Source organism: Micromonospora craterilacus (genome assembly GCF_003236315.1).
GTDB classification, from domain to species: domain Bacteria; phylum Actinomycetota; class Actinomycetes; order Mycobacteriales; family Micromonosporaceae; genus Micromonospora; species Micromonospora craterilacus.
Map to the genome: position 1 here is coordinate 1 of NZ_POTY01000102.1, position 23,144 is coordinate 23,144.

24 protein-coding genes are annotated in these 23,144 nt (G+C 72.4%); 12 read left to right on the plus strand and 12 right to left on the minus strand.

Annotation, left to right across the window (positions count from 1 at the left end; genetic code table 11):
- A partial coding sequence (locus tag C1I95_RS17120; protein ID WP_111214845.1) for a M48 family metallopeptidase occupies positions 1 to 1,193 on the minus strand: 1,193 nt, incomplete at its 3' end.
- A 183-nt stretch (positions 1,194 to 1,376) separates the two neighbouring features.
- Here C1I95_RS17120 and C1I95_RS17125 point away from each other — a divergent pair.
- Positions 1,377 to 1,868 carry a hypothetical protein gene (locus tag C1I95_RS17125; RefSeq protein WP_111214846.1) on the plus strand — a complete coding sequence of 164 codons (492 nt, stop codon included), beginning with the start codon at positions 1,377 to 1,379 and terminating at the stop codon, positions 1,866 to 1,868.
- Positions 1,869 to 1,924: 56 nt separating this feature from the next.
- The gene (locus tag C1I95_RS17130; protein WP_111214865.1) at positions 1,925 to 2,770 is read left to right on the plus strand and encodes a DUF4097 family beta strand repeat-containing protein; all 846 of its coding nucleotides are present in this window, start codon (positions 1,925 to 1,927) and stop codon (positions 2,768 to 2,770) included.
- 176 nt (positions 2,771 to 2,946) lie between these two features.
- Here C1I95_RS17130 and C1I95_RS17135 read toward each other — a convergent pair whose 3' ends face one another.
- Positions 2,947 to 4,371 (minus strand): NYN domain-containing protein, encoded by a 1,425-nt coding sequence (locus C1I95_RS17135; protein WP_111214847.1) that lies wholly within the window; start codon positions 4,369 to 4,371, stop codon positions 2,947 to 2,949.
- 127 nt (positions 4,372 to 4,498) lie between these two features.
- Between C1I95_RS17135 and C1I95_RS17140 the strand changes: the two genes are divergently transcribed.
- The 5 genes from C1I95_RS17140 (at position 4,499) to C1I95_RS17160 (ending at position 9,991) form a co-directional block, all read left to right on the plus strand.
- Entirely contained in the window at positions 4,499 to 6,253 is a 1,755-nt protein-coding gene (locus tag C1I95_RS17140) for a DEDD exonuclease domain-containing protein (protein WP_111214866.1), read from the plus strand.
- A gap of 129 nt (positions 6,254 to 6,382) precedes the next feature.
- Positions 6,383 to 8,170, plus strand: coding sequence for a RelA/SpoT family protein (locus C1I95_RS17145; protein ID WP_111214867.1), 1,788 nt, complete (start codon positions 6,383 to 6,385; stop codon positions 8,168 to 8,170).
- 52 nt (positions 8,171 to 8,222) lie between these two features.
- Positions 8,223 to 8,765, plus strand: coding sequence for an NUDIX hydrolase (locus tag C1I95_RS17150; RefSeq protein ID WP_111214848.1), 543 nt, complete (start codon positions 8,223 to 8,225; stop codon positions 8,763 to 8,765).
- Positions 8,762 to 9,649, plus strand: a complete 888-nt coding sequence (locus tag C1I95_RS17155) for a nucleotidyltransferase family protein (protein WP_233513716.1) — start codon at positions 8,762 to 8,764, stop codon at positions 9,647 to 9,649. Before C1I95_RS17150 ends, C1I95_RS17155 begins: the two co-directional genes overlap by 4 nt.
- A 54-nt stretch (positions 9,650 to 9,703) precedes the next feature.
- Complete coding sequence (locus tag C1I95_RS17160) at positions 9,704 to 9,991, plus strand: Lrp/AsnC family transcriptional regulator (protein ID WP_111214850.1); 288 nt, start codon at positions 9,704 to 9,706, stop codon at positions 9,989 to 9,991.
- Positions 9,992 to 10,052: 61 nt separating this feature from the next.
- On the opposite strand, the gene C1I95_RS17165 is transcribed toward C1I95_RS17160, so the two are convergent.
- The 5 genes from C1I95_RS17165 to ctaE all read right to left on the minus strand — a co-directional run bounded on the left by C1I95_RS17165 (position 10,053) and on the right by ctaE (position 15,113).
- Entirely contained in the window at positions 10,053 to 10,733 is a 681-nt protein-coding gene (locus tag C1I95_RS17165) for a DUF4142 domain-containing protein (protein WP_111214851.1), read from the minus strand.
- 167 nt (positions 10,734 to 10,900) lie between these two features.
- A complete protein-coding gene (qcrB, locus tag C1I95_RS17170; RefSeq protein ID WP_111214852.1) occupies positions 10,901 to 12,526 on the minus strand; it encodes a cytochrome bc1 complex cytochrome b subunit in 1,626 nt (541 codons plus the stop codon).
- Complete coding sequence (gene qcrA / locus C1I95_RS17175; protein ID WP_111214853.1) at positions 12,523 to 13,596, minus strand: cytochrome bc1 complex Rieske iron-sulfur subunit; 1,074 nt, start codon at positions 13,594 to 13,596, stop codon at positions 12,523 to 12,525. Before qcrA ends, qcrB begins: the two co-directional genes overlap by 4 nt.
- An 11-nt stretch (positions 13,597 to 13,607) precedes the next feature.
- Positions 13,608 to 14,444 (minus strand): cytochrome bc1 complex diheme cytochrome c subunit, encoded by an 837-nt coding sequence (gene qcrC / locus C1I95_RS17180; RefSeq protein WP_111214854.1) that lies wholly within the window; start codon positions 14,442 to 14,444, stop codon positions 13,608 to 13,610.
- Positions 14,445 to 14,513: 69 nt separating this feature from the next.
- Positions 14,514 to 15,113, minus strand: coding sequence for an aa3-type cytochrome oxidase subunit III (gene ctaE / locus C1I95_RS17185; RefSeq protein WP_111214855.1), 600 nt, complete (start codon positions 15,111 to 15,113; stop codon positions 14,514 to 14,516).
- Between the two features lie 108 nt (positions 15,114 to 15,221).
- Here ctaE and C1I95_RS17190 point away from each other — a divergent pair, with 108 nt between their 5' ends.
- The 3 genes from C1I95_RS17190 (at position 15,222) to trpD (ending at position 17,860) form a co-directional block, all read left to right on the plus strand.
- Positions 15,222 to 16,235, plus strand: coding sequence for a cytochrome c oxidase assembly protein (locus tag C1I95_RS17190; protein ID WP_111214856.1), 1,014 nt, complete (start codon positions 15,222 to 15,224; stop codon positions 16,233 to 16,235).
- Positions 16,236 to 16,330: 95 nt separating this feature from the next.
- Positions 16,331 to 16,726 carry a response regulator gene (locus C1I95_RS17195; RefSeq protein ID WP_111214857.1) on the plus strand — a complete coding sequence of 132 codons (396 nt, stop codon included), beginning with the start codon at positions 16,331 to 16,333 and terminating at the stop codon, positions 16,724 to 16,726.
- 84 nt (positions 16,727 to 16,810) lie between these two features.
- On the plus strand, positions 16,811 to 17,860 hold the full coding sequence (gene trpD, locus C1I95_RS17200) for an anthranilate phosphoribosyltransferase (RefSeq protein WP_111214858.1): 1,050 nt from the start codon (positions 16,811 to 16,813) through the stop codon (positions 17,858 to 17,860).
- Positions 17,861 to 18,034: 174 nt separating this feature from the next.
- Here trpD and C1I95_RS17205 read toward each other — a convergent pair whose 3' ends face one another.
- Together C1I95_RS17205 and ctaC are read right to left on the minus strand one after the other, a co-directional pair.
- Entirely contained in the window at positions 18,035 to 18,463 is a 429-nt protein-coding gene (locus C1I95_RS17205) for a cytochrome c oxidase subunit 4 (protein WP_111214859.1), read from the minus strand.
- 10 nt (positions 18,464 to 18,473) lie between these two features.
- Positions 18,474 to 19,445, minus strand: coding sequence for an aa3-type cytochrome oxidase subunit II (gene ctaC, locus C1I95_RS17210; RefSeq protein ID WP_111214860.1), 972 nt, complete (start codon positions 19,443 to 19,445; stop codon positions 18,474 to 18,476).
- Between the two features lie 196 nt (positions 19,446 to 19,641).
- On the opposite strand from ctaC, the gene C1I95_RS17215 reads away from it, so the two are divergent.
- Together C1I95_RS17215 and C1I95_RS17220 are read left to right on the plus strand one after the other, a co-directional pair.
- Positions 19,642 to 20,793 carry a cysteine desulfurase family protein gene (locus C1I95_RS17215; RefSeq protein ID WP_111214861.1) on the plus strand — a complete coding sequence of 384 codons (1,152 nt, stop codon included), beginning with the start codon at positions 19,642 to 19,644 and terminating at the stop codon, positions 20,791 to 20,793.
- On the plus strand, positions 20,790 to 21,038 hold the full coding sequence (locus C1I95_RS17220; protein WP_111214862.1) for a sulfurtransferase TusA family protein: 249 nt from the start codon (positions 20,790 to 20,792) through the stop codon (positions 21,036 to 21,038). Before C1I95_RS17215 ends, C1I95_RS17220 begins: the two co-directional genes overlap by 4 nt.
- A 77-nt stretch (positions 21,039 to 21,115) precedes the next feature.
- Here C1I95_RS17220 and C1I95_RS17225 read toward each other — a convergent pair whose 3' ends face one another.
- The 3 genes from C1I95_RS17225 to C1I95_RS17235 all read right to left on the minus strand — a co-directional run.
- Complete coding sequence (locus tag C1I95_RS17225; RefSeq protein ID WP_111214863.1) at positions 21,116 to 22,093, minus strand: carbohydrate kinase family protein; 978 nt, start codon at positions 22,091 to 22,093, stop codon at positions 21,116 to 21,118.
- Between the two features lie 202 nt (positions 22,094 to 22,295).
- On the minus strand, positions 22,296 to 22,664 hold the full coding sequence (gene erpA, locus C1I95_RS17230; RefSeq protein WP_111214864.1) for an iron-sulfur cluster insertion protein ErpA: 369 nt from the start codon (positions 22,662 to 22,664) through the stop codon (positions 22,296 to 22,298).
- A gap of 144 nt (positions 22,665 to 22,808) precedes the next feature.
- Positions 22,809 to 23,144 (minus strand): glycerate kinase (locus C1I95_RS17235; RefSeq protein ID WP_146605744.1); only part of this gene is annotated, 336 nt, incomplete at its 5' end.

Sequence of the window (23,144 nt, forward strand, 5' to 3'; positions counted from 1 at the left end):
GCGGAGTAGAGGTACTCCCAGCGGGGCGGGTCGGGGTCGGCGAGGTTGACCGTGGAGAGCCGCCGCTGCATCGACTCGAAGGTGGCCGGGTCGCCGGTCAACGCCAGCGCGTGCGCGTCGGCCCGCGCCTCGACCCGCCGCGAGACCAGCGCCTGCACCGGCGCGAATACCAGCCCGGCCACCGTGACCAGGGCGATCAGCAGCGGGAACGCCCGAGGCTGGGCGACCGAGTCGACGCCCGCCAGGCGCAGCAGCGGCGGCCAGGAGCCGATCAGGTAGAGCGCCACCACGGCGGCTGCGGCGCCGAGCGCGCCGGTGAGCGTGCCGACCGGCACGTCCCGGTCCTTGGCGTGACCCAGTTCGTGGGCCACCACGGCGGTCACCTCGGCCGGCGTCGCCTCGCGCAGCAGGTTGTCGTAGACCACCACCCGGCGGGTCGGGCCGAAGCCCGAGACGTACGCGTTGACCGCCCGGGTGCGCCGGGAGGCGTCGGCGACCAGCACGTCGCGCACCGGTACGCCGTCGCGGGCGGCCATGTCCATCAGCTGGGTCCGCAGCGGTCCCGGCTCCATCGGGCTGAACCGGTTGAACACCGGCTCCACCAGCACCGGCAGCACGAAGGAGAGCAGCGCCACCAGGGTCGCCGCCCCGGCCGCGCCGAACGCCCACCACCAGCGGGGTGTCAGCCGGACGACGGTGTAGAAGCCGAGCAGCGCCACGGCGCCGATGACGGCGCTGACCGCGTACGACTTGAGCAGGTCCACCGCCCAGCCGCTCCAGCCGTTGGTGGCCAGCCCATACCGGGTGAGCACGGCGTGGCGCCAGGCGGAGAACGGCAGCGTCACCAGGTCGGCGACCAGCAGCACGGCCAGCCCGCCGAGGACCGCCTGCGCGATCCAGTGGTCGCCGAAGGGGCGCCCGGCCAGCTCGATCAGGCGGCTGCCCAGCGGGGTCAGCCCGAGCGCCAGCGCCACCAGCAGCCCGACGCCGAGCGCCGCCCACCCGCCGGGGCGCAGCGCGGAGCGGAACTGCCGAGCCCGCTCCACCTGGTCGGCGGGCAGGTCGCGGAGCGCGGCGAGCTGGTCGGCCCGGGGCGCCGGCGGGCGGTGCCACGGGATCAGCACCAGCGCGGCCACGACCAGGGCGACGCCGAGACCGGCCAGGGTGAGCAGCGCCCAGCCGCGTGGAGTCATCCGGACCCCCCGCCGCGCCGTTTCCACGTCATGCCGCCGCTCCTCCCGCCCCGTGCGCGCCCATCCTAGTTGTCCGCTCCGGGCCGTCCCGGCGCGATGGCCGCCACCACTCCGGCGCCAGATGGCACCATCAGGAGCCATAACCCTCTTGCAGTGGTGCCATCTTGGTGCCATCATGGCACCATGGATCTCACCCCCTATGTCGACGACCTCCGTCGGGAGTTGGCCAACGCCGCCGAACTGGGTGGCACCGAGACCCGGGCCCTGGCCGAGCGGCTGGCCGGACCGCTGGAGTCGGCCTTCCGGCTGGCCCTGCTGGACGCGCTGGCCAGCGCCACCGACGAGATAACCCGCGACCTCGCCCCGGGCTCGGTCGAGCTGCGCCTGCGCGGCCGTGACCCCCACTTCGTGGTGACGCCGCCACCGGCCGGCGCGGCCGAAGCACCCGGCCCGGTGACCACGCCGGACCTGGAGGACACCGCCACCGCCCGCATCAATTTCCGGCTCCCCGAGCAGTTGAAGAGCCGGATCGAGGAGGCCGCCGGCCGGGACGGCCTGTCGGTCAACACCTGGCTGGTCCGGGCCGCCTCGGCCGCGGTCGGTGCCGCAACGGGCGCCAGCCAGCCGCTGCGCGCCGCCCGGGGCGCGCAGCGCTACACCGGCTGGGCCCGGTGAAGCCGACCGTGGAAGACCGCCCGCCCCTGTCCACCATTGCCAGAAGGGACCCCACCGTGCCCACCTTCGACACCCCGACTCCTGTCTCCGTCACGCTCGACCTGGTCGCCGGTGACGTCGAGCTGACCGCGAGCGACCGCACCGACACCATCGTGGAGGTGCGCCCGAGCGACGCCGCCGCCGACGCCGACGTCCGCGCCGCCGAGCAGATCCGGATCGAGTACGCCGACGGCCGGCTGCTGGTCAAGGCACCCCGAGGACGAGGGCTCGGCCTGTTCGGCCGGAGCGGGTCGATCGACGTACGCGTCTGCCTGCCCACCGGCTCGTCGGTGACGGGCACCGCCGCGCTGGCCACGTTCCGCGGCACGGGCCGGCTCGGTGCCTGCCGGATCCGCACCGCCAGCGGCGAGGTCCACCTCGAGCACGCCGCCGAGCTGGACCTGAGCACCTCCGCCGGCACCGTCGTGGTGGACCACGCGAGCGGCCCGGCCCAGATCACCACCGGCTCGGGCCGGGTACGGGTGGGTGGCGTGGACGGCGACGCGACCATCCGTAACTCCAACGGCGACAGCTGGGTCGGTGCGATCACCGGAGCACTGCGGGTCAAGGCGGCCAACGGTGACATCACCGTGGAACGGGCCGGCGGCGACGTCCACGCCGCGACCGCGAACGGCGACGTCCGGGTCGGCACCGTCGCCCGCGGCAACGTCTCGGTCAGCAGCGGCTGTGGTGCGCTCGACATCGGCGTCCGCACCGGCACCGCCGCCCTGCTGGATCTGCACACCCAGCACGGCCGGCTGCTCAACCAGTTGGAGTCCTGCCCGGCCCCCGAGCAGTCCGCCGAGACGGTACGGGTCGACGCCCGGACCGGGTACGGGAACGTCGTCATCCGCCGGGCCTGAGCGCACGGTCACCACGGGAGCGAGGAATCGCCCCACCGGCGGGCCGCGCGGCCGTCGTGACGGTGGCCTGGTGCGCCGTCAGCGCCCCCGGCGGGCACCTCCGGGCCCGGCGGCGCCACGACGGAGTAGGTCCCGCCCGGATCGCGCCGACGGCCGGGCTCGGCCACCGGCGTCACTCAGGAGCGGGACAGCCGACGCAGCAGCGAGTCGGCCCCCAGCGGGTATGCGCCGTGCCGGCGTACCCCGTCGGCGACCTCGCGGTCGGAGGAGACCACCACCACCGGACGGCCCGGCGGCTCGGCGCGGACCAGGCGCCGGATCAGCTCGTCGGCGGTCTCGCCCTTGCGGGAGAAGAGCACCCGCACCCCGCGCGGGGTGGGCGGCAGGCCGTGCATCCGTTCGGCCCCGTCGAAGACCACCGTCACCTCGTCGCCGGTCTGGGCGGCGATCCCGCCTAGGCCGCTGATCAACCGCTTGCGCTGCTGCTCCAGCGACATCTCGCCGAAGCCGCGCTTGGTGACGTTGTAGCCGTCGACCACCAGGTGGGCCCGGGGCAGGGCGAGCAGCTGATCCAGCCGGGCCGGGTCGTCGGTGTCCCGGGCCCGGGCCGCGGCACCGACCGGGGTGGCCGCCGAGGAGTCGGCGAAGGCGTCCGCGACGAAGTCGGCGGGCAGCTTGTCGACCGGGTCCAGCGCCAGCTCCCGGCGCAGCCCGACGGCGGCCTGACCGATGGTCTCCAGCAGCAGCCACAGCCGCGCGTCGTCGACCGAGCGAGCTTCCTTGGCGCTGGCCCGGGCCACCCCGGCCGCCGCCTCGGCCTCGGCCAGCCGGGCCCGCGCCCGACGCAGCTCGGCGTCGGCGTCCGCCGCGGTCCGCGTGGCCCGGCCCCGCTCGGTGGCCAGCAGCTCGGCTGCCCTGCGCTCGCGGGCCTGGGTCTCCCGCAGCGTCCGGGTCAGCTGCCGGGCCTCCTCCCGCAGCTGGCCCAGCTCCTCTCGGGTCCGGGCCAGTTCGTCGCGCAGCTTGTCGGCCTCGACCCGGGCCACCGCCCGGTCGTGCTCGGCGCGGCCGGCCCGCTGCTCGGCCTGGCGGACCAGCTCGGCCACCACCGCGGTGTCCGCCTCGGCGCGCACGGCCGCGCCGCTGGCCTCGATCAACTCCCGCCAGCCACGCGGCCGGGCCAGGTAGGCCAGGGCCGCCACCTCGACCGGGTCGGCGGCGGCGGGGGCCCTCCCCTCGACCACCGCGGCGCCCAGGTCACCGGCGTCGGCCAGAACCCGGGCGGTGACCCGCTGCCGGAACAGCGGGTCGGCGGCGAGCTGGGCGGCGATCACCGGCGCACCGAGCCTGGCCCGCCGGTTGGGGGCGAACTTGGCGACCCGGCGCAGCGGCACGGGCACCTCGTCGGCGGGCAGGCCAGGCAGCACGGCGGCGGTGAGCGAGACGATCCGCTGGCGGACCGGCTCGGGCAGGCTCGGCTCCGGCTCCGGCGGCTCCGCGGGCGGTGCCAGATCGCCGGGAACCTCTTCCTCACCGGCGACCGGCACTGCGACGACCTGCTCCTCCTGCGGGAGGTTGTCGTCGTGCGGCTCGGTGAGGGGCATGTGGCAAGTCTCCCACCGCGACCGGGCCCACCGCCTGGTGAGTGAGCCGATCTCTCATCCTAGACCGGTGGTGACGGGTGGGGCCGCTGGGGCGCAAGTGTCGGACCGGACCGCTACCGTGCCGCCGATGGCAGCACAGGAGTACCTCCAACCGGCACTGGCCGGGCTCGACCCGGCCGTCGACGGCATCGACCCGGCCCTGCCGCTGTATGCGACGACGTTCGTGGTGGTCGACCTGGAGACGACCGGCGGCGCCCCCGACGGCGGCGGCATCACCGAGATCGGCGCGGTCAAGGTACGCGGCGGTGAGCAGCTGGGGGTGCTGGCCACCCTGGTCAATCCCGGGGTGCCGATCCCGCCCTTCATCACCGTGCTGACCGGCATCACCCAGGCGATGCTGCTGCCGGCACCGCCGATCGAGCAGGTGCTGCCGAGCTTCCTGGAGTTCGTCTCGGACGCCGTGCTGGTGGCCCACAACGCCCCGTACGACGTCGGTTTCCTCAAGGCGGCCTGCGCCAAGCACGGCTACCGCTGGCCGAACCCGAAGGTGCTGGACACCGCCGCGCTGGCCCGGCGGGTGCTGCTGCGCGACGAGGTGCCCAACCGCAAGCTCGGCACCCTGGCCGCCTACTTCCGCGCGGCCACCCAGCCGACCCACCGGGCGCTGGACGACGCCCGGGCCACCGTCGACGTGCTGCACGGGCTGATCGGCCGGCTCGGCGGGCACCGGGTCGACACCATCGGTGACGCGATCGAGTTCTCCCGGGCGGTCACCCCGACCCAGCGGCGCAAGCGGCACCTGGCCGACGGCCTGCCCCGCTCCCCCGGGGTCTACATCTTCCGCGCCGCCGACGACCGACCGTTGTACGTCGGCACCTCCCGGGACATCGCCACCCGGGTGCGCAGCTACTTCACGGCGGCCGAGAAGCGCGCCCGGATCTCCGAGATGCTGGCCGCCGCCGAGCGGGTCGAGGCGGTCGAGTGCGCGCACTCGCTGGAGGCGGAGGTCCGCGAGCTGCGGCTGATCGGGGCGCACGCGCCGCCGTACAACCGGCGCTCGAAATTCCCGGAGCGGGTGCTCTGGCTGAAGCTGACCGACGGGCCGTACCCCCGGTTGTCGGTGGTCCGGGAGATCTCCCCCGGTGACCGCGCCTACCTCGGCCCGTTCACCTCCCGGCGGGTTGCGGAGCTGGCCGCCGCCGGTTTCCACGACGCGGTGCCGCTGCGCCAGTGCACCCACCGGCTGTCGCTGCGCACCGTCACACCGGCCTGCGCGCTGGCCGAGCTGGGCCGCTGCCCGGCGCCCTGCGAGCACCGGATCACCCCCGAGGAGTACGACGCCCGCGCGGTGACACCGTTCGCCACCGCCACCATCGGCGACCCGCAGCCGGTGGTGGACGCCCTGCTCGCCCGGATCGAGACGCTCTCGGCCGGCCAGCGCTACGAAGAGGCCGCCGTGCTGCGGTCCCGGCTGGCCGCCGTGCTGCGGGCGACCGTACGCATGCAGCGCCTCGCCGCGCTGAGCACGATCGCCGAGCTGGCCGCCGCCCACCCGGCCGCCGGGGGCGGTTGGGAGCTGGCACTGGTACGCCACGGTCGGCTGGCCGGGGCCGGCGTCTCCCCGCCCGGGGTCCACCCCCGACCGACGCTGGCCGTCATCCGGGCCACCGCCGAGACGGTGCCGCCCGGCCACGGTCCGGTCCCGGCCGCCAGTCCCGAGGAGTCGGAACGGATCCTGTCCTGGTTGGAGCGACCGGAGACCCGGCTGGTCGAGATGTCCGCCGGATGGGCTTCGCCGGTGGCCGGCGCGGCCCGGTTCCGCGACCTCCTCAGCAAGGCCGAGAGTGCCGCTTCCCACCAACTCTGGTCCGAACGCTCATGAGCAAGTGTCCGATCGGACTACGTCGGCTCACTTAGTCTGTTAAGGAAGTGCAGTCGTGCCCGTTTCGAGGGTCTGCTCCCGGTTGCCGGTTTCCGGCGATCAGGGAGCGGGGGTGAGGGGGTGTCCCGGGTGGACGTCGACGCCGGTCGCGGCGGCGCCCTGGGGGGCGCACTCCCGACACAGCCGGGCGAGCTGCCGTTGGCCCGCCGGCTCCGCTCGCTGCTGACCTGGCCCACCGCCGAGAGCGAACCGGTCGGCCAGCTGGTCCGCGCCCACCGTGGCATCCACACCAGCGCCGATCCCGCGGTGCTGCGCCGGGCGTACACGATCGCGGAGAACATGCACCGCGGCCAGTTCCGCAAGAGCGGCGAGCCGTACATCACCCACCCGCTCGCGGTCGCCGAGATCTGCGCCGACCTGGGCATGGACACCACCACCCTGGTGGCGGCCCTGTTGCACGACACGGTGGAGGACACCCGCTACACGCTGCAGGCGCTGGCCGAGGACTTCGGCCACGAGGTGGCCCACCTGGTCGACGGGGTGACCAAGTTCGACAAGGCGTTCTACGGAAAAGCCGCCGAGGCGGAGACCATCCGAAAGATGATCATCGCGGCCGGCAAGGACGTCCGGGTGTTGATCATCAAGCTCGCCGACCGGCTGCACAACATGCGCACCCTGGGCGTACGCTCGGCGGCCTCCCGGGAGCGGATCGCCCGCAAGACCCAGGAGGTGCTGGTCCCGCTCTGCGACCGGCTGGGCATCCAGACCCTCAAGCGGGAGCTGGACGACGTGGTGCTGCTGCACCTGGAGCCGGAGGAGCACGCCCGGATCGCCCGGCACGTGCACGACCGCCCCGGGTGGGACAACTACCTCACCGACGTGGTGGCCCAGGCCCGGGTGGCGCTGCGCCGGGGCCGGGTCGACGCCGAGGTGGCTCCCCGCGCCCGACACCTCTACTCGATCTGGAAGGACACCGTCGCCGGCGGCCACACCGTCCCGTACGACCTGCCCCGCATCACCATCGTGGTGGACGGCCCGGCCACCGACTGCTACGCGGCGCTCGGCGCGATCCACGGGGTGTGGCGGCCGCTCCCCGGCCGGTTCAAGGACTTCATCGCCTCGCCGAAGAACAATCTCTACCGGTCCCTGCACACCAGCGTCTGCGGCCCGAAGAACCGCACCGTGGAGGTGCTGATCCGCACCGGCGAGATGCACCGCTCGGCCGAGTACGGTGTGGCCGCCGATTTCCGCTTCCCCGGCTCCGGCGAGGCCGCCGCCCGCTCCGAGCAGCTCGACTGGCTGCGCCGGGTGCTCGACTGGGAGCAGGACGCCGCCGACCCGGCGCAGTTCCTCCAGTCGCTGCGCTGCGACCTGGCCGAGGCACAGATCCAGGTGGTGGCCGAGGGACGGCAGATCGTCCTGCCGGCCGGGGCCACGCCGGTCGACCTGGCGTACGAGCTGGGCACCGACCGGGGCGACCGTTGCCTCGCCGCCCGGATCAACGGCCGGCTGGTCCCGCTCGCCTCCGAACTGGAGGAGGGCGACGTGGTCGAGATCTTCACCGAGACCGACGAGGAGGGCAGCCTCGACGCCGAGGTCGCCCCGCGCGGTCCACGCCGCGAGTGGCTGGGCTTCGTCAAGTCGCCGCACGCGCAGATGCAGATCAACCGGTGGTTCGCCGATCACAGCGAGCCGGGCATCTCGATCAGCGACAAGGTGCGGCTCGGCCGGGCCACCATCGGGCTGGCCCTGCGTCAGCACAACCGGGGGCTGGCCAGCGACCTGCCGCTGCTGCGGCTGTCGGAGGAACTCGGCTACCCCGACCTGGAAACCCTGCTGGTCGCGGTCTTCGACCGGGTGATCGAACCGGACGCCGTGGTACGCCAGCTCATCGACCTGGTCGACCATCGGCAGTGACCCACTGTGGTCCCGGGGGGCGAGCGCGCCCCTCGGCAACTAGCCTGGACCCATGATCCCCCGCTCGCGCCGCACCGGCCGCGCCGTCGCGTACCAGGTCTTCTACCGGCTGCCGCTACCGGTGCGGCGCCGGCTGGTGCGACTGGCCGTGCCCAAGTACATCGTCGGTGCCGTCACGCTGGTCCGCGACAGCGAGGCCGAGGGCGCGGGCCGGCTGCTGCTGCTCCGGCAGCCACCGGGTCGGGGTTGGACCCTCCCCGCCGGGCTGCTGCAACGCGGCGAGAACCCGGCGGTGGGCGCGGCCCGGGAGCTGTACGAGGAGTCCGGAATCCGGCTCTCCCCCGCCCGGCTGAGCCCGGCGGTACCCAACGCGGTCGTGCACGCCAAGGGGTGGGTGGACGTGGTGTTCACCGCCGAGGTGCCCGCGTCGAGCACGAAGTTGACCGTGGACGGGGCGGAGGTCTTCGAGGCCGCCTGGCACCCGCTGGACGACCTGCCGAAGCTGACCTGGCCCACGGCCCGCCTGCTCGCCTACTACGACATCGGCCCGCTGGCCGGACAGTTCCCGCCGCCGCTGCCCGACAAGACGCCGTGACCGGGCCCGATGACGGCCCGGCTGAGAGCCGAACGGCGGCGCCCCCCGACGGCGTCTGCGCGGTGGTGCTCGCCGCCGGCGAGGGCACCCGGCTGCGCCCGCTGACCGAGCGGCTACCCAAGGCGCTCTGCCCGGTGGGCAACGTGCCGCTGCTCGACCGGGCGCTGGCCCGGCTCGCCGGTCTCGGCCTGACCGGGCCGGCGGCGGTCGCCGTCAACGCCTGCTACCTCGGCGACCAGGTGGTCGACCGGGTCGGTGACCAGGCGCACCTCTCGGTGGAACCCGGCAGCCCGCTCGGCACCGCCGGCGGGGTGGGCAGGCTGCGGGACTGGATCGCCGGGCGGGGCGTGCTGGTCGGCAACGCCGACGCGTACCTGGCCGACCCGGCGGCACCACCTGGGCCGGACATCGCCGCGCTGCTGGCGGGCTGGGACGGCGACTCGGTGCGCCTGCTCGGCCAGCCCGCGCCCGACCCGAGCGCGCCGGGCACCTTCGACGGGCACGTCTTCACCGGCTTCTCCCTGCTGCCCTGGCGGCTGGTCCGCGACCTGCCCGCGGTCTTCGGCGACCTGGTACGCGCGGTGTGGCGCCCGGCCGAAGCCGCCGGCCGGCTGACCGTGGTCCCCTACCGGGGCACCTTCTACGACACCGGCACTCCGGCCGACTACCTCGCCGCCAACCTGCACGCCGCCGGCGACGGATGCCTGATCGATCCGGCCGCCACGGTCACCGGAGGCTGCCACCGCTCGGTGGTCGGCGCGGGCGCCACGGTACGCGGCGAGGTCACCCGCAGCGTGGTCTGGCCCGGCGCCACGGTTGGCGCCGACGAACGCCTGCACGCCGTGATCCGTGCCGGTGCCGACCTCACCGTCCCGGCGGACTGAGGCCCTCATCGGGCTTTAGCATGGGCGGCGACGCCGACGAACGGAGAACGCCCCGTGATCACCGCGATCGTCCTGATCGACTGCGCCACCGACTCGATTCCCGAGGTGGCCGAGACGCTGGCCAACCTCCCGGGAGTCAGCGAGGTCTACTCGGTGGCCGGGCACGTCGACCTGATCGCCATGGTCCGGGTCCGCGAGTTCGAAGAGATCGCGCAGGTCATCGCGGGCAGCATCTCGAAGGTTCCGGGGGTGCTCAACACCGAGTCGCACATCGCCTTCCGCGCCTATTCCCGACACGACCTGGAAGAGGCCTTCGCCATCGGACTGGGCAGCACCGACTGACCCGCCGGACGCGCGAGCCGGCCCACCCGAGGGTGGGCCGGCTCGCCTCGTACCGTCAGGGTCAACTCTGCTGCGGCACCGGGGCCTCCTCGGTGCTGGTGCCACCCGGAGCCGGGGCCTCCTCGGTGCTGGTCCCACCCGGGGCCGGCGTGGTGCCACCCGGAGCGGTGGCGGTGCCACCCGGGCTGGGCGTACCGCTCGCGCTGGCCTGCGGCACCGGGATGCCCAGTTGCTCGGCCAACTGCACCAGGGCGTCGTTGTGCGCCTGCAGGACCGGCAGCGCGGACTGCGCCAGCTGGACCACCTGCGTCTCGGTGCCCTGCGAGATCTCGGTCTGGGTCGCCTGGATCGCCTGCAGGGTGCTGGTCAGACCCTGGGTCACCCAGAGCCGGTCGAACTCCTCACCACTGGCGTTGTTCAGCTGGTCGAGAGCCGCCCGCTGGTCGGTGGTGGGTTCGTTCGGCAACTGCACGTTCAGCTGTTTGGCCAGGTTCTTCACCGAGTTGTCCAGCTCGGTGTGGTCCGTGACGAACTGCTGCGCCAGGTCCTTGACCTGCTGGTTCTGGCCCTTCTTCTGGGCCAGTTCACCCGCCGCGATCTCGTACAGATTGACCTGATGCATCGCCTGCAGGTATTGCGTGTCCTGCTCCGACGGCTGCGCCGCCGCCTGCGCCGCCGCTGCGGGTGCGACGCCCACCAGCACCAGCGCGGCCACCAGGCCGAGGCGTTTGATACCCAACATGCTTCCTCCCCGTTGAGACGTTGGACCGCACGGATACCCGGCTGGCCGGGGTTATTCCTGCGATCCGACGACGGGCGGGAAGCTCCGACGAGGGTCCGGAAGACCGGAAAAGGGCGTGGCGCCCGCCGGATGACTCCGGCGGGCGCCACGTCACGCTGTGGCGGACCTCAGCGGCGGGACTCCCCGCTGCCGATCTCCTCCCGCTCCACGCGCGGCTCGACCGGCGGGTGCCCCGGCGAGACCGGCGCCTCGGCCGGCTTCTCGATCGGGTAGAAGAAGCCCCGGATGGCCGGGCCGAGGGCCCCGAGCCGGTTCATCTTCTTCGGCACGACCCAGCCGGCGTAACCCAGCTCGCCGTGCCCGTGCTCGTCCGGCGCGGCCAGCGGCTGGTGCACCTCGACGAACCGGCCGTCCGGCAGGCGTCGGATGATGCCGGTCTCCACGCCGTGGGCGAGCACCTCCCGGTCGTGCTGTTGCAGGCCCAGGCAGAGCCGGTAGGTGACGTAGTAGGCCAGCGGCGGCAGGGTCAGCAGACCGATCCGGCCGGCCCAGGTCATCGCGTTCAGGCTGATGTGGAACTTGTCGGCGATGACGTCGTTCGCCCCGGAGAGGGTGAGGATCACGTAGAACGTGACGGCCATGGCGCCCAGGCCGGTGCGGAACGGCACGTCGCGGGGACGCTGGAGCAGGTTGTGGCTCCGGTAGTCCTTGAGGTAGCGGGCCTCCATGAACGGATAGAGCGTGGAGAGCCCGACCAGGATGCCCGGTAGCACCACCGTCGGCCAGAACAGCGGCGGAATCACGTACCCGTCGCCGATGGGAATGTTGATTTCCCAGTCCGGCATGAGACGGGTCGAGCCGTCGAGGAACATGACGTACCAGTCGGGCTGGCTGGCGGCCGAAACCACCCACGCCTCGTACGGGCCGAACAGCCAGATCGGGTTGATCTGGAACAGGCCGCCCATCAGCGCGATCACGCCGAAGACGACCATGAAGAAGCCGCCCTGCTTGATCGCGTACCGCGGGAACATCCGCTCGCCGACCACGTTGCTGTTGGTCCGGCCCGGGCCCGGCCACTGGGTGTGCTTCTGCTTGAAGACCAGCCCCAGGTGGACGCTGATCAGCGCGACCAGCAGCGCCGGGATGAGCAGCACATGGGCGATGAAGAACCGGCTGATGATGATCGTGCCGGGGAACTCGCCGCCGAAGATCGACGAGGTCAGCCAGGAGCCGATCACCGGGATGGACAGCATGATCCCCGAGGCGATCCGCAGACCGGTGCCGGACAGGCCGTCGTCCGGCAGCGAGTAGCCGGTGAAGCCGGCCAGGAAGCCGACCCAGAACAGCAGCGAGCCGATGATCCAGTTGGTCTCCCGCGGCTTGCGGAACGCGCCGGTGAAGAAGATCCGCAGCATGTGCACCACGATCGCGGCCATGAACAGCAGAGCCGCCCAGTGGTGCATCTGGCGCATGATCAGGCCGCCCCGGACGTCGAACGAGATGTCCAGGCTGGAGGCGTACGCGGCCGACATCGGCGTGCCCCGCAGCGGGGCGTAGCTGCCGTTGTAGATGACCTCCGTCATCGACGGCTCGAAGAAGAAGGTCAGGAAGACACCGGTCAGCAGCAGGACGATGAACGAGAAGAGCGCGATCTCGCCGAGCAGGAACGACCAGTGGTCGGGGAACACCTTGTTCAGCAGCTTGCGCAGCGGGGTCGCCGCCTGGAAGCGCTCGTCGACCGCCCGGGCGGTGTTGCCCGGCGCCGCTGCCATGTCAAACTTTCGCCGCTTCACGGCCGCTCCCAGAAGTCGGGCCCGACGGTTTCGGTGTAGTCGGACTTCGCCACGAAGTAGCCCTCGGCGTCCACCTCGATCGGCAGCTGCGGCAGCCGCCGGCTGGCCGGGCCGAAGACGGGCTTGGCGTTGTCGGTGATCAGGAACTGCGACTGGTGGCACGGGCAGAGCAGGCGGTTCGTCTGCTGCTCGTACAGGCTCGCCGGACAGCCGGCGTGCGTGCAGATCTTCGAGTAGGCGGCGAAGTTGCCCCACATGTAGTCGCCGTGACCCTCGCGCTCGTTGTTGCGGCGCGATTCCGCGGCGTCGACGTCCCGCAGGTGGATCAGCAGGGCGGGCGAGTCGGCGTGCAGGTTGCTCACGCCGTGCTCGATGCCCGGGAAGACGGTGATCTGGCCGCCGGCGCTGATGTCCACCGGGCGGATCGGCCGCCCGTCCTCGCGGATCAGCCGGATCTTCCGGCCGTCCTGCGGGGCGAACCCGGTCGTCATCATCTGGTTGTTCTTGTGCGGGTTGGAGATCAGCCCACCCACCAGCGGCGCCGCGACGACCGCGCCGACCGGCACCAGACCGGCCAGCAGCGAGACGCCGAGCAGCGGCCGGCGCTTCACGCCCAGCTCGTCGGCCATGTAGAGCATCGTCTGGCCGGTGATCTTCTGGTCCTCGGTGGAGACGCCCTCGTGCCGGTCCTGGATCGACACCTCCTTGGGCAGCAGCTTCTTGCCCCAGGTGAGGATGCCGAAGCCGATGCCCAGCAGCGCGACGCCGAGGGTGACACCGAGCAGCGGGGTGTAGAGCTTGTCGCCGCCGCGGCCCGGAGCGTACTCCCACGGCCACCAGATGTAGATCGCCAGGAAGGCGGTCGCCGCCAGGCCGGTGAGCAGGAAGAAGCCCGCCACCGTACGGACCAGCCGGCGTTCGGCCTTGCTGCCCGGAGCCACCTGCGGCTCGTAGTGGACGATCTCGATGTCGTCCCGGCGGGCGCCCTCACGGACGATGTCGAACCGGCTCAGCCCGGGATCGTTCACGTCGAGCTGCTCCTGGCCCGGTCGGGCCGTGTGGGTGCTCATGCTTCCCCTCGTCACGACTTGCCCGCAATCCACAGGCTGGCGAAGACGAGCGCGACGATGCCGACCAGGAAGATCGCCACACCCTCGGTGGAGGGCCCGTACCGGCCCAGGTTGAACCCGCCCGGGTCGCCGTCGTGCTTCAGCGTCTGCTGGATGTAGGCGATGATGTCCGCCTTCTGCTCCGGCGTGATCTGGTTGTCACCGAAGACCGGCATGTTCTGCGGGCCGCTCAGCATCGCGGAGTAGATCTGCCGGTCGGTGGCCGGCTTGAGGCTCGGCGCGTACTTGCCCGAGGAGAGGGCACCGCCGCCGCCGCTGAACGCGTGGCACTGCGAGCAGTTGATCCGGTACAGCTCGCCGCCGATCGCGACGTTGCCGTCCTCGTGCAGGTTGTCACCGGCCGGCACGACCGGGCCGCCACCCAGCTCCTGGATGTACGCGGCCAGCTGGTCGACCTGGTCCCGGTTGAACACCTCGGGCTTGCGCGCGGCCTGGGCCTCCTGCCGGGCCATCGGCATCCGGCCGGTGCTCACCTGGAACTCGACCGAGGCCGCGCCGACGCCGATGAGGCTCGGCCCGCGCCCCTCGACTCCCTGCGCGTTGCGACCGTGACAGGTCACACAGCTCACGTCGAACAGCGCCTTGCCCTCGGCGGCGGCGGCGCTCATCGGCGGGTTGTCCTGCGCCTGCGCACCGGGGGCGAAGACGGCGTAGGCGCCGCCGGCCAGCATCAGCGCGGCGACCAGCCGGACCGCGGCACCCAGCCGACGGCGGCCCCTGCTGCGCGCCACGGGCCGCCCGCGCAGTCGCGCGAACAGACCGCGTCGGCGGTCGTTGTCAGAAGTCATGACCTGTGTCCTTAACCGATTGGACCTTGTCTCAGGGGTGGAGCGGCGGCGCGGCGTACGGCGCCAAGATCACTGGAGCCAGTAGATCATGGCGTAGAGCCCGATCCACACGACGTCGACGAAGTGCCAGTAGTACGACACAACGATCGCCGATGTGGCCTGCGCCGGCGTGAACCGGCCCATGGTGGTGCGGATCATGAAGATCACGAAGGCGATCAGACCGCCGATCACGTGCAGTCCGTGGAAGCCGGTGGTCAGGTAGAACATCGAGCCGTAGCCGTCTGCGTTGATCTTGATGCCCTCGTGCACCAGCTCGCGGTACTCGTTCGCCTGGCCGAGGACGAAGATCAGGCCCATCACGAAGGTGACCGTGAACCAGCGGCGCAGCGCGTGCACGTCACCCTTCTCGGCGGCGAACACACCGAGCTGGCAGGTCACCGAGGACAACACCAGGATCACCGTGAAGGTGGTCGCGTACGGGATGTTGAGAATCGCGGTGTGCTCTGCCCAGAGCTCCGGCGCTGCCGCGCGGATGGAGAAGTACATCGCGAACAGTGCCGCGAAGAACATGAGTTCGCTGGAGAGCCAGACGATCGTCCCGACGCTGACCATGTTGGGTCGGGTCAGCGAGTGGATCCGGCTCTTGTCAATGGCTGGGGCCGCAGTCACGCGGTCATTATTGCCGTTGACCACGGCCGGCGATCAGCGGGGGGCCAAACCCGGGGTACGCATGGCCCGATCGGTACCGTCCGGTTCGCCTGACCTAGGCTGATTGGCGTGCTGCACGTCGATCCGATCTCCCTGGCCACCTCGGCCGCGCCGCAGCTCACGGCGGGCGCGACCAGCACGGCCGCGCCGTCGGCCGCCGTCGAGGTGACGGCCCGCGTCGTGCCGCTGGCGGCCGAGGCCACCCCGCCGCCGTTCTCCATCACCGCCGTGTTCACCGAGGCCAGGTTGGACAGCTGGCTCGCCGTCGGCCTGGTGCTCGCCGCCGGCCTCTACCTCTACGGGGTGCACCGGCTGCGGGTACGCGGCGACCGCTGGCCGGTCGCTCGGACGATCTTCTTCCTCGGTCCCGGCCTCGGCGGCATCGCCTCGGTCACGGTCAGCGGGCTGCACGCCTACGACACCGCGCTGCTGTCGGTGCACATGGTGCAGCACATGGTGCTGTCCATGGTCTCGCCGATCTTCCTGGCGCTCGGCGCGCCGATCACGCTGGCCCTGCGTACCCTGCCGACCGGGCCGCGCAAGCGGCTGCTCGCGGTGGTGCACAGCCGGATCGCGCGGATCTACACCTTCCCGCTGGTGGCGTTCGCCATCTTCGTGGTCAACCCGTTCGCGCTCTACTTCACCGACCTGTACCGCTACACCCTGGAACACGCCTGGGCGCACGAGCTGGTGCACGCGCACTTCATCATGACCGGCTGCGTGTTCTTCTGGCCGCTGCTCGGTCTGGACCCGCTGCCGGGACGCTGGCCGTACCCGGGCCGGGCCCTGCTGATGCTGCTGTCGGTGCCGTTCCACACCGTGCTCGGGCTGACCATCATGCAGAGCACCACCCTCTTCGCCGGCGACTGGTACCCCTCGCTCGGGCTGAGCTGGGCCGACCCGTGGGAGGACCAGGTGCTCGCCGGCGGCATCCTCTGGGCCGGCGGCGAGTTCGTCAGTGTGACGATGCTCGCGGTGCTGGTCGTGCAGTGGATGCGCCATGCCGAGCGGGAGGCCCGCCGGATCGACCGCGAACTGGACCGCCAGGAGGCCCGCCAGCGCGCCGCGGAAGCCGCCGGCTGAGCCGAGCCCGGCCGGACGCGGGGCGGCGTGTCGCGCGAGCCACACCGACCGGTACGATCGGCGGCGCAGCTACGAGGTGGGAGCCAGTTCAAGCCATGAGCGATCGTCTGTGCACCGTCCTGCTCTACAGCGACGACCCGCAGGTCCGGGACCGGATGCGGCTCGCCGTGGGCACTCGCCCCGCGGCCGACCTGCGCGTCGAGTTCGTCGAGGCGGCCACCTACGCGGAGTGCGTCCGGCTGGTCGACGACTACGAGATCGACCTGATGCTGCTCGACGGTGAGGCCACGCCGGGTGGCGGCATCGGCATCGCCCGGCAGATCAAGGACGACTTCGACACGGCTCCCCCGACCTGCGTGGTGATCGCCCGCGCCGCCGACCGATGGCTCGCGGCATACGCCGAGGTCGACGCCACCCTGGTGCACCCGCTCGACCCGATCACCACCGCCGCCACGGTGACCGAGCTGCTGCGGACGCACGCCGCCGCCTGACGTACCACTCCGGCACCGCCACGGCGCCGGGCGAGCCGGCGCCGGTCCCGTCCCACCCGTACTCGTCTGCTCGGGAGGCCCGCCATGGGCGATCGGACCTGGCCGCACCTGCTCACCGCGCTGCTGCGCGGGGAGGAACTTTCCGCCGCCGACACCGCCTGGGCAATGGGCGAGATCATGTCTGGCTCCGCGGCACCGGCCCAGATCGCCGGTTTCGCGGTGGCGCTGCGCGCCAAGGGTGAGACGCCGGCCGAGGTGACCGGGCTGGTCGAGGCGATGCTCAGCCGGGCCGTCCCGGTGGAGCTGCCCGAGGAGGTACGCGCGACCGCGCTGGACGTGGTCGGCACCGGCGGCGATCTCGCCCACACGGTCAACATCTCCACGATGACCGCGCTGGTCGTCGCCGGCGCCGGGGTACGCGTGGTCAAGCACGGCAACCGCGCGGCGTCCTCGTCCTGCGGCACCGCCGACCTGCTGGAGTTCCTCGGCGTACCGCTGGACCTCGGCCCCGAGGGCGTGGCCCGGTGCGTGGCCGAGGCCGGCATCGGCTTCTGTTTCGCCGCCCGGTTCCACCCGGGCATGCGCCACGCCGGCCCGATCCGCCGGGAGCTGGGCGTACCGACGGCGTTCAACTTCCTCGGTCCGCTGACCAACCCGGCACGACCCCGGGCCGGTGCGGTCGGTTGCTTCGACGTGAAGATGGCACCGGTGATGGCGGCGGTCTTCGCCGCCCGAGGTGACTCGGTGCTGGTGATGCGCGGCGAGGACGGGCTGGACGAGTTCACCACCGCCGCACCGACCCGGTTCTGGGTCGCCCAGGACGGCACCGTCCGGGAGACCGTGGTGGACGCCACCGACCTCGGGGTGCCCCGGTCTACCCTCGCCGACCTGCGTGGCGGTGACGCCCCGTACAACGCCGACGTGGCCCGTCGCCTGCTCGCCGGCAAGACCGGCCCGGTACGCGACGCCGTCCTGGTCAACGCCGCCGCAGCCCTGGCCACCCAGACCCCCCTGCACGGCGACCTCACCACCGCCCTCCGCGCCGGCCTGGACCGGGCCGCCGAGTCGATCGACTCCGGTGCCGCCGCCCGCACCCTCGACCACTGGATCGAGGTCGCCCAGACTCCGGCCTGATCGTCTGCCTCGCCGGTCCGGTCGCCGAGCCGGCGTTGCAGGCAACCGCCCGCTGCACTCCGGTGACTTCCGCCCGACGTGACGGCTTACTCAGGACGCAGACGACCAAGGGCCGCCTCCTGGTGGAGGCGGCCCTTGACGGGACTTGATGCGCCGGGGTGTCGGCGCCGGGGTTCAGTGCTCGGCGGTGCGCCGGGTGCCGCTGTAGTACTCGAAGAGCAGGCCGCAGGCGGCGAAGATCACCGCCACCAGGCCGACGCCGAGCAGCCAGAACTGCCAGAACACCAGGCCCAGGCCGGCGGTCGCGGCGGCCAGCGCCAGACCGAACGGCCAGTAGCTGCCCGGGCTGAAGAAGCCGATCTCGCCCGCTCCGTCGGCGATCTCGGCGTCCGGCCGGTCCTCCGGGCGCAGGTCGATCCGGCGGGAGACGAACCAGAAGAAGCCGCCGCACATCGAGCAGAGCAGGAACGACAGCAGCAGGGCCACGGTGCCGATCCACTCGACGTGGCCGCCCGATTCAGCCGCCGTCCAGCCGCCGTACAGCACGGCCGCGAAGAGCAGGAACCCGGCGATGGTCAGGAAGATACGCCATTCGGTCTTCATGCCCGTTGCCTCAGCTTCCCGTGCCGGCCGGCGCACTGGCCTTGTTGAAGTTGTCCGTGGTACGCCGCGTGTCGAACGGCTTCGTGGTCACCGCGTACGGGTCCTCGCCGATCGCGGCCAGCGCGTCCTGGGTCGAGGCGCCGTCCTGCTTGGCCGCGAGGAACCGGTCGAAGTTCTCCGGCGAGACCACCCGCAGCTCGAAATTCATGAAGGCGTGGTAGCTGCCGCACAGCTCGGCGCAGCGGCCCACGTACGCCCCCTCGGCCTCCAGCTTGGAGACCTCGAAGACGTTACGGATGCTGCCCGGCATCACGTCCCGCTTGAACAGCATCTCCGGCACCCAGAACGAGTGGATGACGTCCTTGCTGGTCTCCTCGAACCGGATGGACCGGTCGGTCGGCAGCACCAGGATCGGGATGACCTCGCTGGTGCCGAGCACCGACGCGGTGGTGTTGGCGTCCACGCCCTGGCCGTCGCGGTAGTTGAACTGCCAGTTCCACTTGAACGCGACCACCTCGACGGTCATGTCGGGGTTGCGGCTGGTCTTCACCACGTCGGTCTGCACGACCGCGGTGTAGTAGAAGAGCACGGCGACGATCAGCACCGGCGCGATGGTGTAGAGGAACTCCATCGGCAGGTTGTAGCGGGTCTGCACCGGCAGCTCGTTGCCGCGCTTGCGGTACCGCACGACGCACCAGAAGATCAGGCCCCAGACGAAGACGCCGACCACGAGCGCCGCGATGCACGAGGCGATCCACAGGTCGTACATCCGCCGGGCCTCGGGGGTGATGCCACCCTGCGGCCAGCCGAAGCCGCCGAACGCCGAGCCGACGTTGCAGCCCGTGAGCAGGACCAGCAGCGCCGCCCCACCGAGACCGAGCCCGGCGAGACGCCCGGCACGACGCCCCCGGTGCCCACCGGCTCCTGGGGATGCGCTGCGCCGTACGGCCGTCGGCCGTACCTCCGAACTCCTTGCGACCACCTGGTCCTGCCTCCCTAGCGCGCCGCGGTGTCTTCCTCGATCCGGCCGGCTCCGCCGAGGGGAGCCACCGCACCAGCGGCAAAGGCGTCACCGACGGTCGCAGATTACTCGACCATGGCGGGCTCGACCCGGTTGGGGTCAGTGTCCGCACCCGATGGGGGATCTTGTCAGGACCGAGACGATAGCGTGGGCAGACGTGATTCCTTCCCCGGTCTACCTGGACGCGGCCACCGCCGCGCCGCTGCACCCGGTCGCCCGGCAGGCGCTGCTGGCCGCGCTCGAGGACGGCTGGGCCGACCCCGACCGGCTCTACACCCAGGCCCGGCGCGCCCGCCAGCTGCTCGACGCCGCCCGCGAGGCGACGGCCGAGACCCTCGCCGTACGTCCCGACGAGCTGTCCTTCACCGCCAGCGGTACGACGGCCGCGCACGGCGCCGTGCTCGGTGGCCTGGCCGGCCGGCGGCGGTCCGGCGGCGTCCTGGTGCACTCGGCGATCGAGCACTCGGCCGTGCTGCACGCCGCCGAGCAGCACGTCGCCCGCGGCGGTACCGCCGTCGAGGTGCCGGTCGACCGCCTCGGCCGGTTGGATCTCGACGGCTGGTCGGCGGCGGTGGCCGGGCCCGGGGTAGCGCTGGCCGCGCTGATCGCAGCGAGCCACGAGGTGGGCACCGTTCAGCCGGTCGAGGCCGCGGCGGCGGCCTGCACCGACGCGGGCGTACCGCTGTACGTCGACGCCGCCCAGATGGTGGGTCGGGTGCCGGTGCCGGCGGGCTGGTCGGTGCTGACTGCGAGCGCCCGCAAGTGGGGTGGCCCGCCCGGCGTCGGCCTGCTGGTGGTCCGCAAGGGCACCCGTTGGGAGTCGCCCTGGCCGGCCGACGAGCACGAATCGGGGCGTACGCCCGGCACGCTGAACCTGCCGGCGGTGGTGGCGGCGGCGGCGAGCCTGCGCGCGGCGGCGGCCGACGCGGCGGCGGAGGCGGCCCGGCTGTCGCCGCTGGTGGACCGGATCCGGGCTCGGGTGGCGGCCGACGTGCCGGACGTGGAGGTGGTCGGCGATCCCGAGCACCGGCTGCCGCACTTGGTCACCTTCTCCTGCCTCTACCTCGACGGCGAGGCGCTGCTGCACGCGCTGGACCGGCGGGGCTTCGCCGTCTCGTCGGGTTCGTCCTGCACCTCCTCCACGCTGCGCCCGTCGCACGTGCTGGAGGCGATGGGGGTGCTCTCGCACGGCAACGTACGGGTCTCGCTGCACGCGGGCAGCACCGAGGCCGACGTGGCCCGGTTCCTCGCCGAGTTGCCGGGAATCGTGGCCGACCTGCGGGCCCAGGCCGGGGTGGTGGGGCTGTGACGACACCCGACGGCCCGGTCGCCGACGAGCATCACGAGATCCTCGACTGTCTCGGTCAACGCTGCCCGCTGCCGGTGATCGCGCTGGCCCGCCGGCTCCCCGAGCTGCCGGTCGGCACGGTGGTGCGGGTGCTGGCCGACGACCCGGCCGCCGCGGTGGACATCCCAGCCTGGTGCCGTCTGCGCGGCCAGGAGTTCCTCGGCACCTCACCCGGCCCCGCCTACGACGTCCGCCGGCTGAGCTGAAGGAAGGGCCCCTTCTTAACGCCGGGCGTAGAGGAGGGGCCCCTTCTTAACGCCGGGCACGGCGCCGGCTGCCCGGGTCAGGGGAGCAGGTGGGGGCGGATCTCGTCGGCGGCCTGGTCGCCGTACGACTCGGCGAGGCGCTTGACGAACAGGTCGCGGCGCACCTGGTACTCCTGGGTGCCGACGGTCTCCAGCACCAGCGTGGCCAGCAGGGAGCCGACCTGGGCGGCCCGCTCCAGTCCGACACCCCAGGACAGTGCGGTGAAGAAGCCGGCCCGGAAGCCGTCGCCGACGCCGGTGGGGTCGACCGCCTGGGTCTCCCGGGCGATCGGCACGTGGATCGGGTCGATGTCCCGCCCGGCGATCTCCACCCCGTGCTTGCCCAGCGTGGTGACCCGGATCCGCACCCGGTCCAGCAACTGGTCGTCGGAGAGCCCGGCCTTGCTCTGCAGCAGCGACTTCTCGTAGTCGTTGGTCATCAGGTAGTCGGCACCGTCGATCAGCGCCACCACGTCCTCGCCCGCCATCCGGGCGAGCTGCTGGGACGGGTCGGCCGCGAACGAATAGCCCCGCTCGCGGCACTCGGCGGAATGCCGCAGCATCGCCTCCGGGTCGTTGGCGCTGACCAGCACCAGGTCCAGCCCGCCGAGGCGCTGCGCGACCGGGTGCAGCTCGATGTTGCGCGCCTCGCTCATCGCCCCGGCATAGAAGGAGGCGATCTGGCACATGTCGGTGTCGGTGGTGCAGACGAAGCGGGCGGTGTGCGCCACCTCGCTGACGTGCACCGAGTCGCAGTCCACCCCGTGCCGCTCCAGCCAGGAGCGGTAGTCGGCGAAGTCGGCACCGACGGCGCCGAGCAGCGCCGGGTTCAGGCCGAGCTGCCCCATGCCGAACGCGATGTTGGCCGCCACCCCGCCCCGGCGCAGCACCAGGTCGTCCACCAGGAAGGAGAGCGAGACCTTGTGCAGCTGGTCGGCGATGAGCTGGTCGGCGAACCGGCCCGGGAAGCTCATCAGGTGGTCGGTGGCGATCGAGCCGGTCACGGCGATCTTCATGGCAACCCTCGGGGTCGGGAGCAAGGCGCGGTCAGACTACCGGCCCGGTGACCGCCCAGCGACCGGCCTGTCAGACCCCGGACGTCCCGCTGGTCACCCCCGAGCTACTGCGTCTCGCCGGCCACGGCCGCGCGGCCGTGGCCGGGATACGGACACGACGACGGGACGGCCGTCAGGCCGTCCCGTCGTCGTGGAGACCGACTCAGCTGAAGGAGTCGCCGCAGGCGCAGGAGCTACCCGCGTTGGGGTTGTCGATGGTGAAGCCCTGGGCGTCGATCCGGTCGGCGAAGTCGATGGTGGCGCCGGCCAGGTACGGGGCGCTCATCCGGTCGACGACGACCTCGACGCCGTCGTAGCCGCTGACGACGTCACCGTCGAGCGAACGCTCGTCGAAGAAGAGCTGGTACCGCAGGCCGGAGCAGCCGCCCGGCTGCACGGCGACCCGGAGCCGCAGGTCGTCGCGGCCCTCCTGCTCGATCAGGGCCTTGACCTTCTGCGCCGCGACGTCGGTGAGGACGACGGACGTGGGGGCCTGGGCCTCGGTCGACTCGGTCTGCGCTGGCGTGGTCACGTGGAATTCTCCCTGCGCGCGTTCGGTGTGGTCTTTCCTGGCCAACGTCCTCCGCCGGTCAGCGATTCCCACAGTGGTCCAGTTTCCGATTGTAGGCCGCCCCAGGCCGGGGTACCCGGCGGTGCACGACACGTCGGCGCAGGGTCAGCGGCTCCACTGCCGGGCCAGCCGGGCGCCGAGCGCCCGCAGCCCCTCCGCCGGCCGGTCCATGGCGGCGGCCAGCCCGCCGCGCTCCTCGCCGCCGAAGTGCTCCACCAGGCTGTACGCGTCGGTCACCCCGACCGACGCCGCCTCCCGCCGCCCGGTGCTCACCTGGCCGGCGAGCACGACGCAGGGTACGCCCCGGTCCCGGGCGGCGCCGGCCACTCCGGCGACCACCTTGCCGCGCAGCGACTGGTGGTCGAACTTGCCCTCCCCGGTGACCACCAGATCCACCTCGTCGAGCACGGAGTCAAGCCCGATGGCCCCGCTGACCAGACC

Coding starts and splice junctions, on each gene's coding strand:
- C1I95_RS17125 (WP_111214846.1), top strand. CDS start 1,377: ATGGATCTCACCCCCTATGTCGACGACCTCCGTCGGGAGTTGGCCAAC.
- trpD (WP_111214858.1), top strand. CDS start 16,811: ATGGGCGATCGGACCTGGCCGCACCTGCTCACCGCGCTGCTGCGCGGG.
- C1I95_RS17225 (WP_111214863.1), bottom strand. CDS start 22,093: ATGAAGATCGCCGTGACCGGCTCGATCGCCACCGACCACCTGATGAGC.
- C1I95_RS17195 (WP_111214857.1), top strand. CDS start 16,331: ATGAGCGATCGTCTGTGCACCGTCCTGCTCTACAGCGACGACCCGCAG.
- C1I95_RS17135 (WP_111214847.1), bottom strand. CDS start 4,371: ATGCCCCTCACCGAGCCGCACGACGACAACCTCCCGCAGGAGGAGCAG.
- C1I95_RS17205 (WP_111214859.1), bottom strand. CDS start 18,463: ATGAAGACCGAATGGCGTATCTTCCTGACCATCGCCGGGTTCCTGCTC.
- qcrC (WP_111214854.1), bottom strand. CDS start 14,444: ATGACTTCTGACAACGACCGCCGACGCGGTCTGTTCGCGCGACTGCGC.
- C1I95_RS17165 (WP_111214851.1), bottom strand. CDS start 10,733: ATGTTGGGTATCAAACGCCTCGGCCTGGTGGCCGCGCTGGTGCTGGTG.
- qcrA (WP_111214853.1), bottom strand. CDS start 13,596: ATGAGCACCCACACGGCCCGACCGGGCCAGGAGCAGCTCGACGTGAAC.
- C1I95_RS17150 (WP_111214848.1), top strand. CDS start 8,223: ATGATCCCCCGCTCGCGCCGCACCGGCCGCGCCGTCGCGTACCAGGTC.
- C1I95_RS17140 (WP_111214866.1), top strand. CDS start 4,499: ATGGCAGCACAGGAGTACCTCCAACCGGCACTGGCCGGGCTCGACCCG.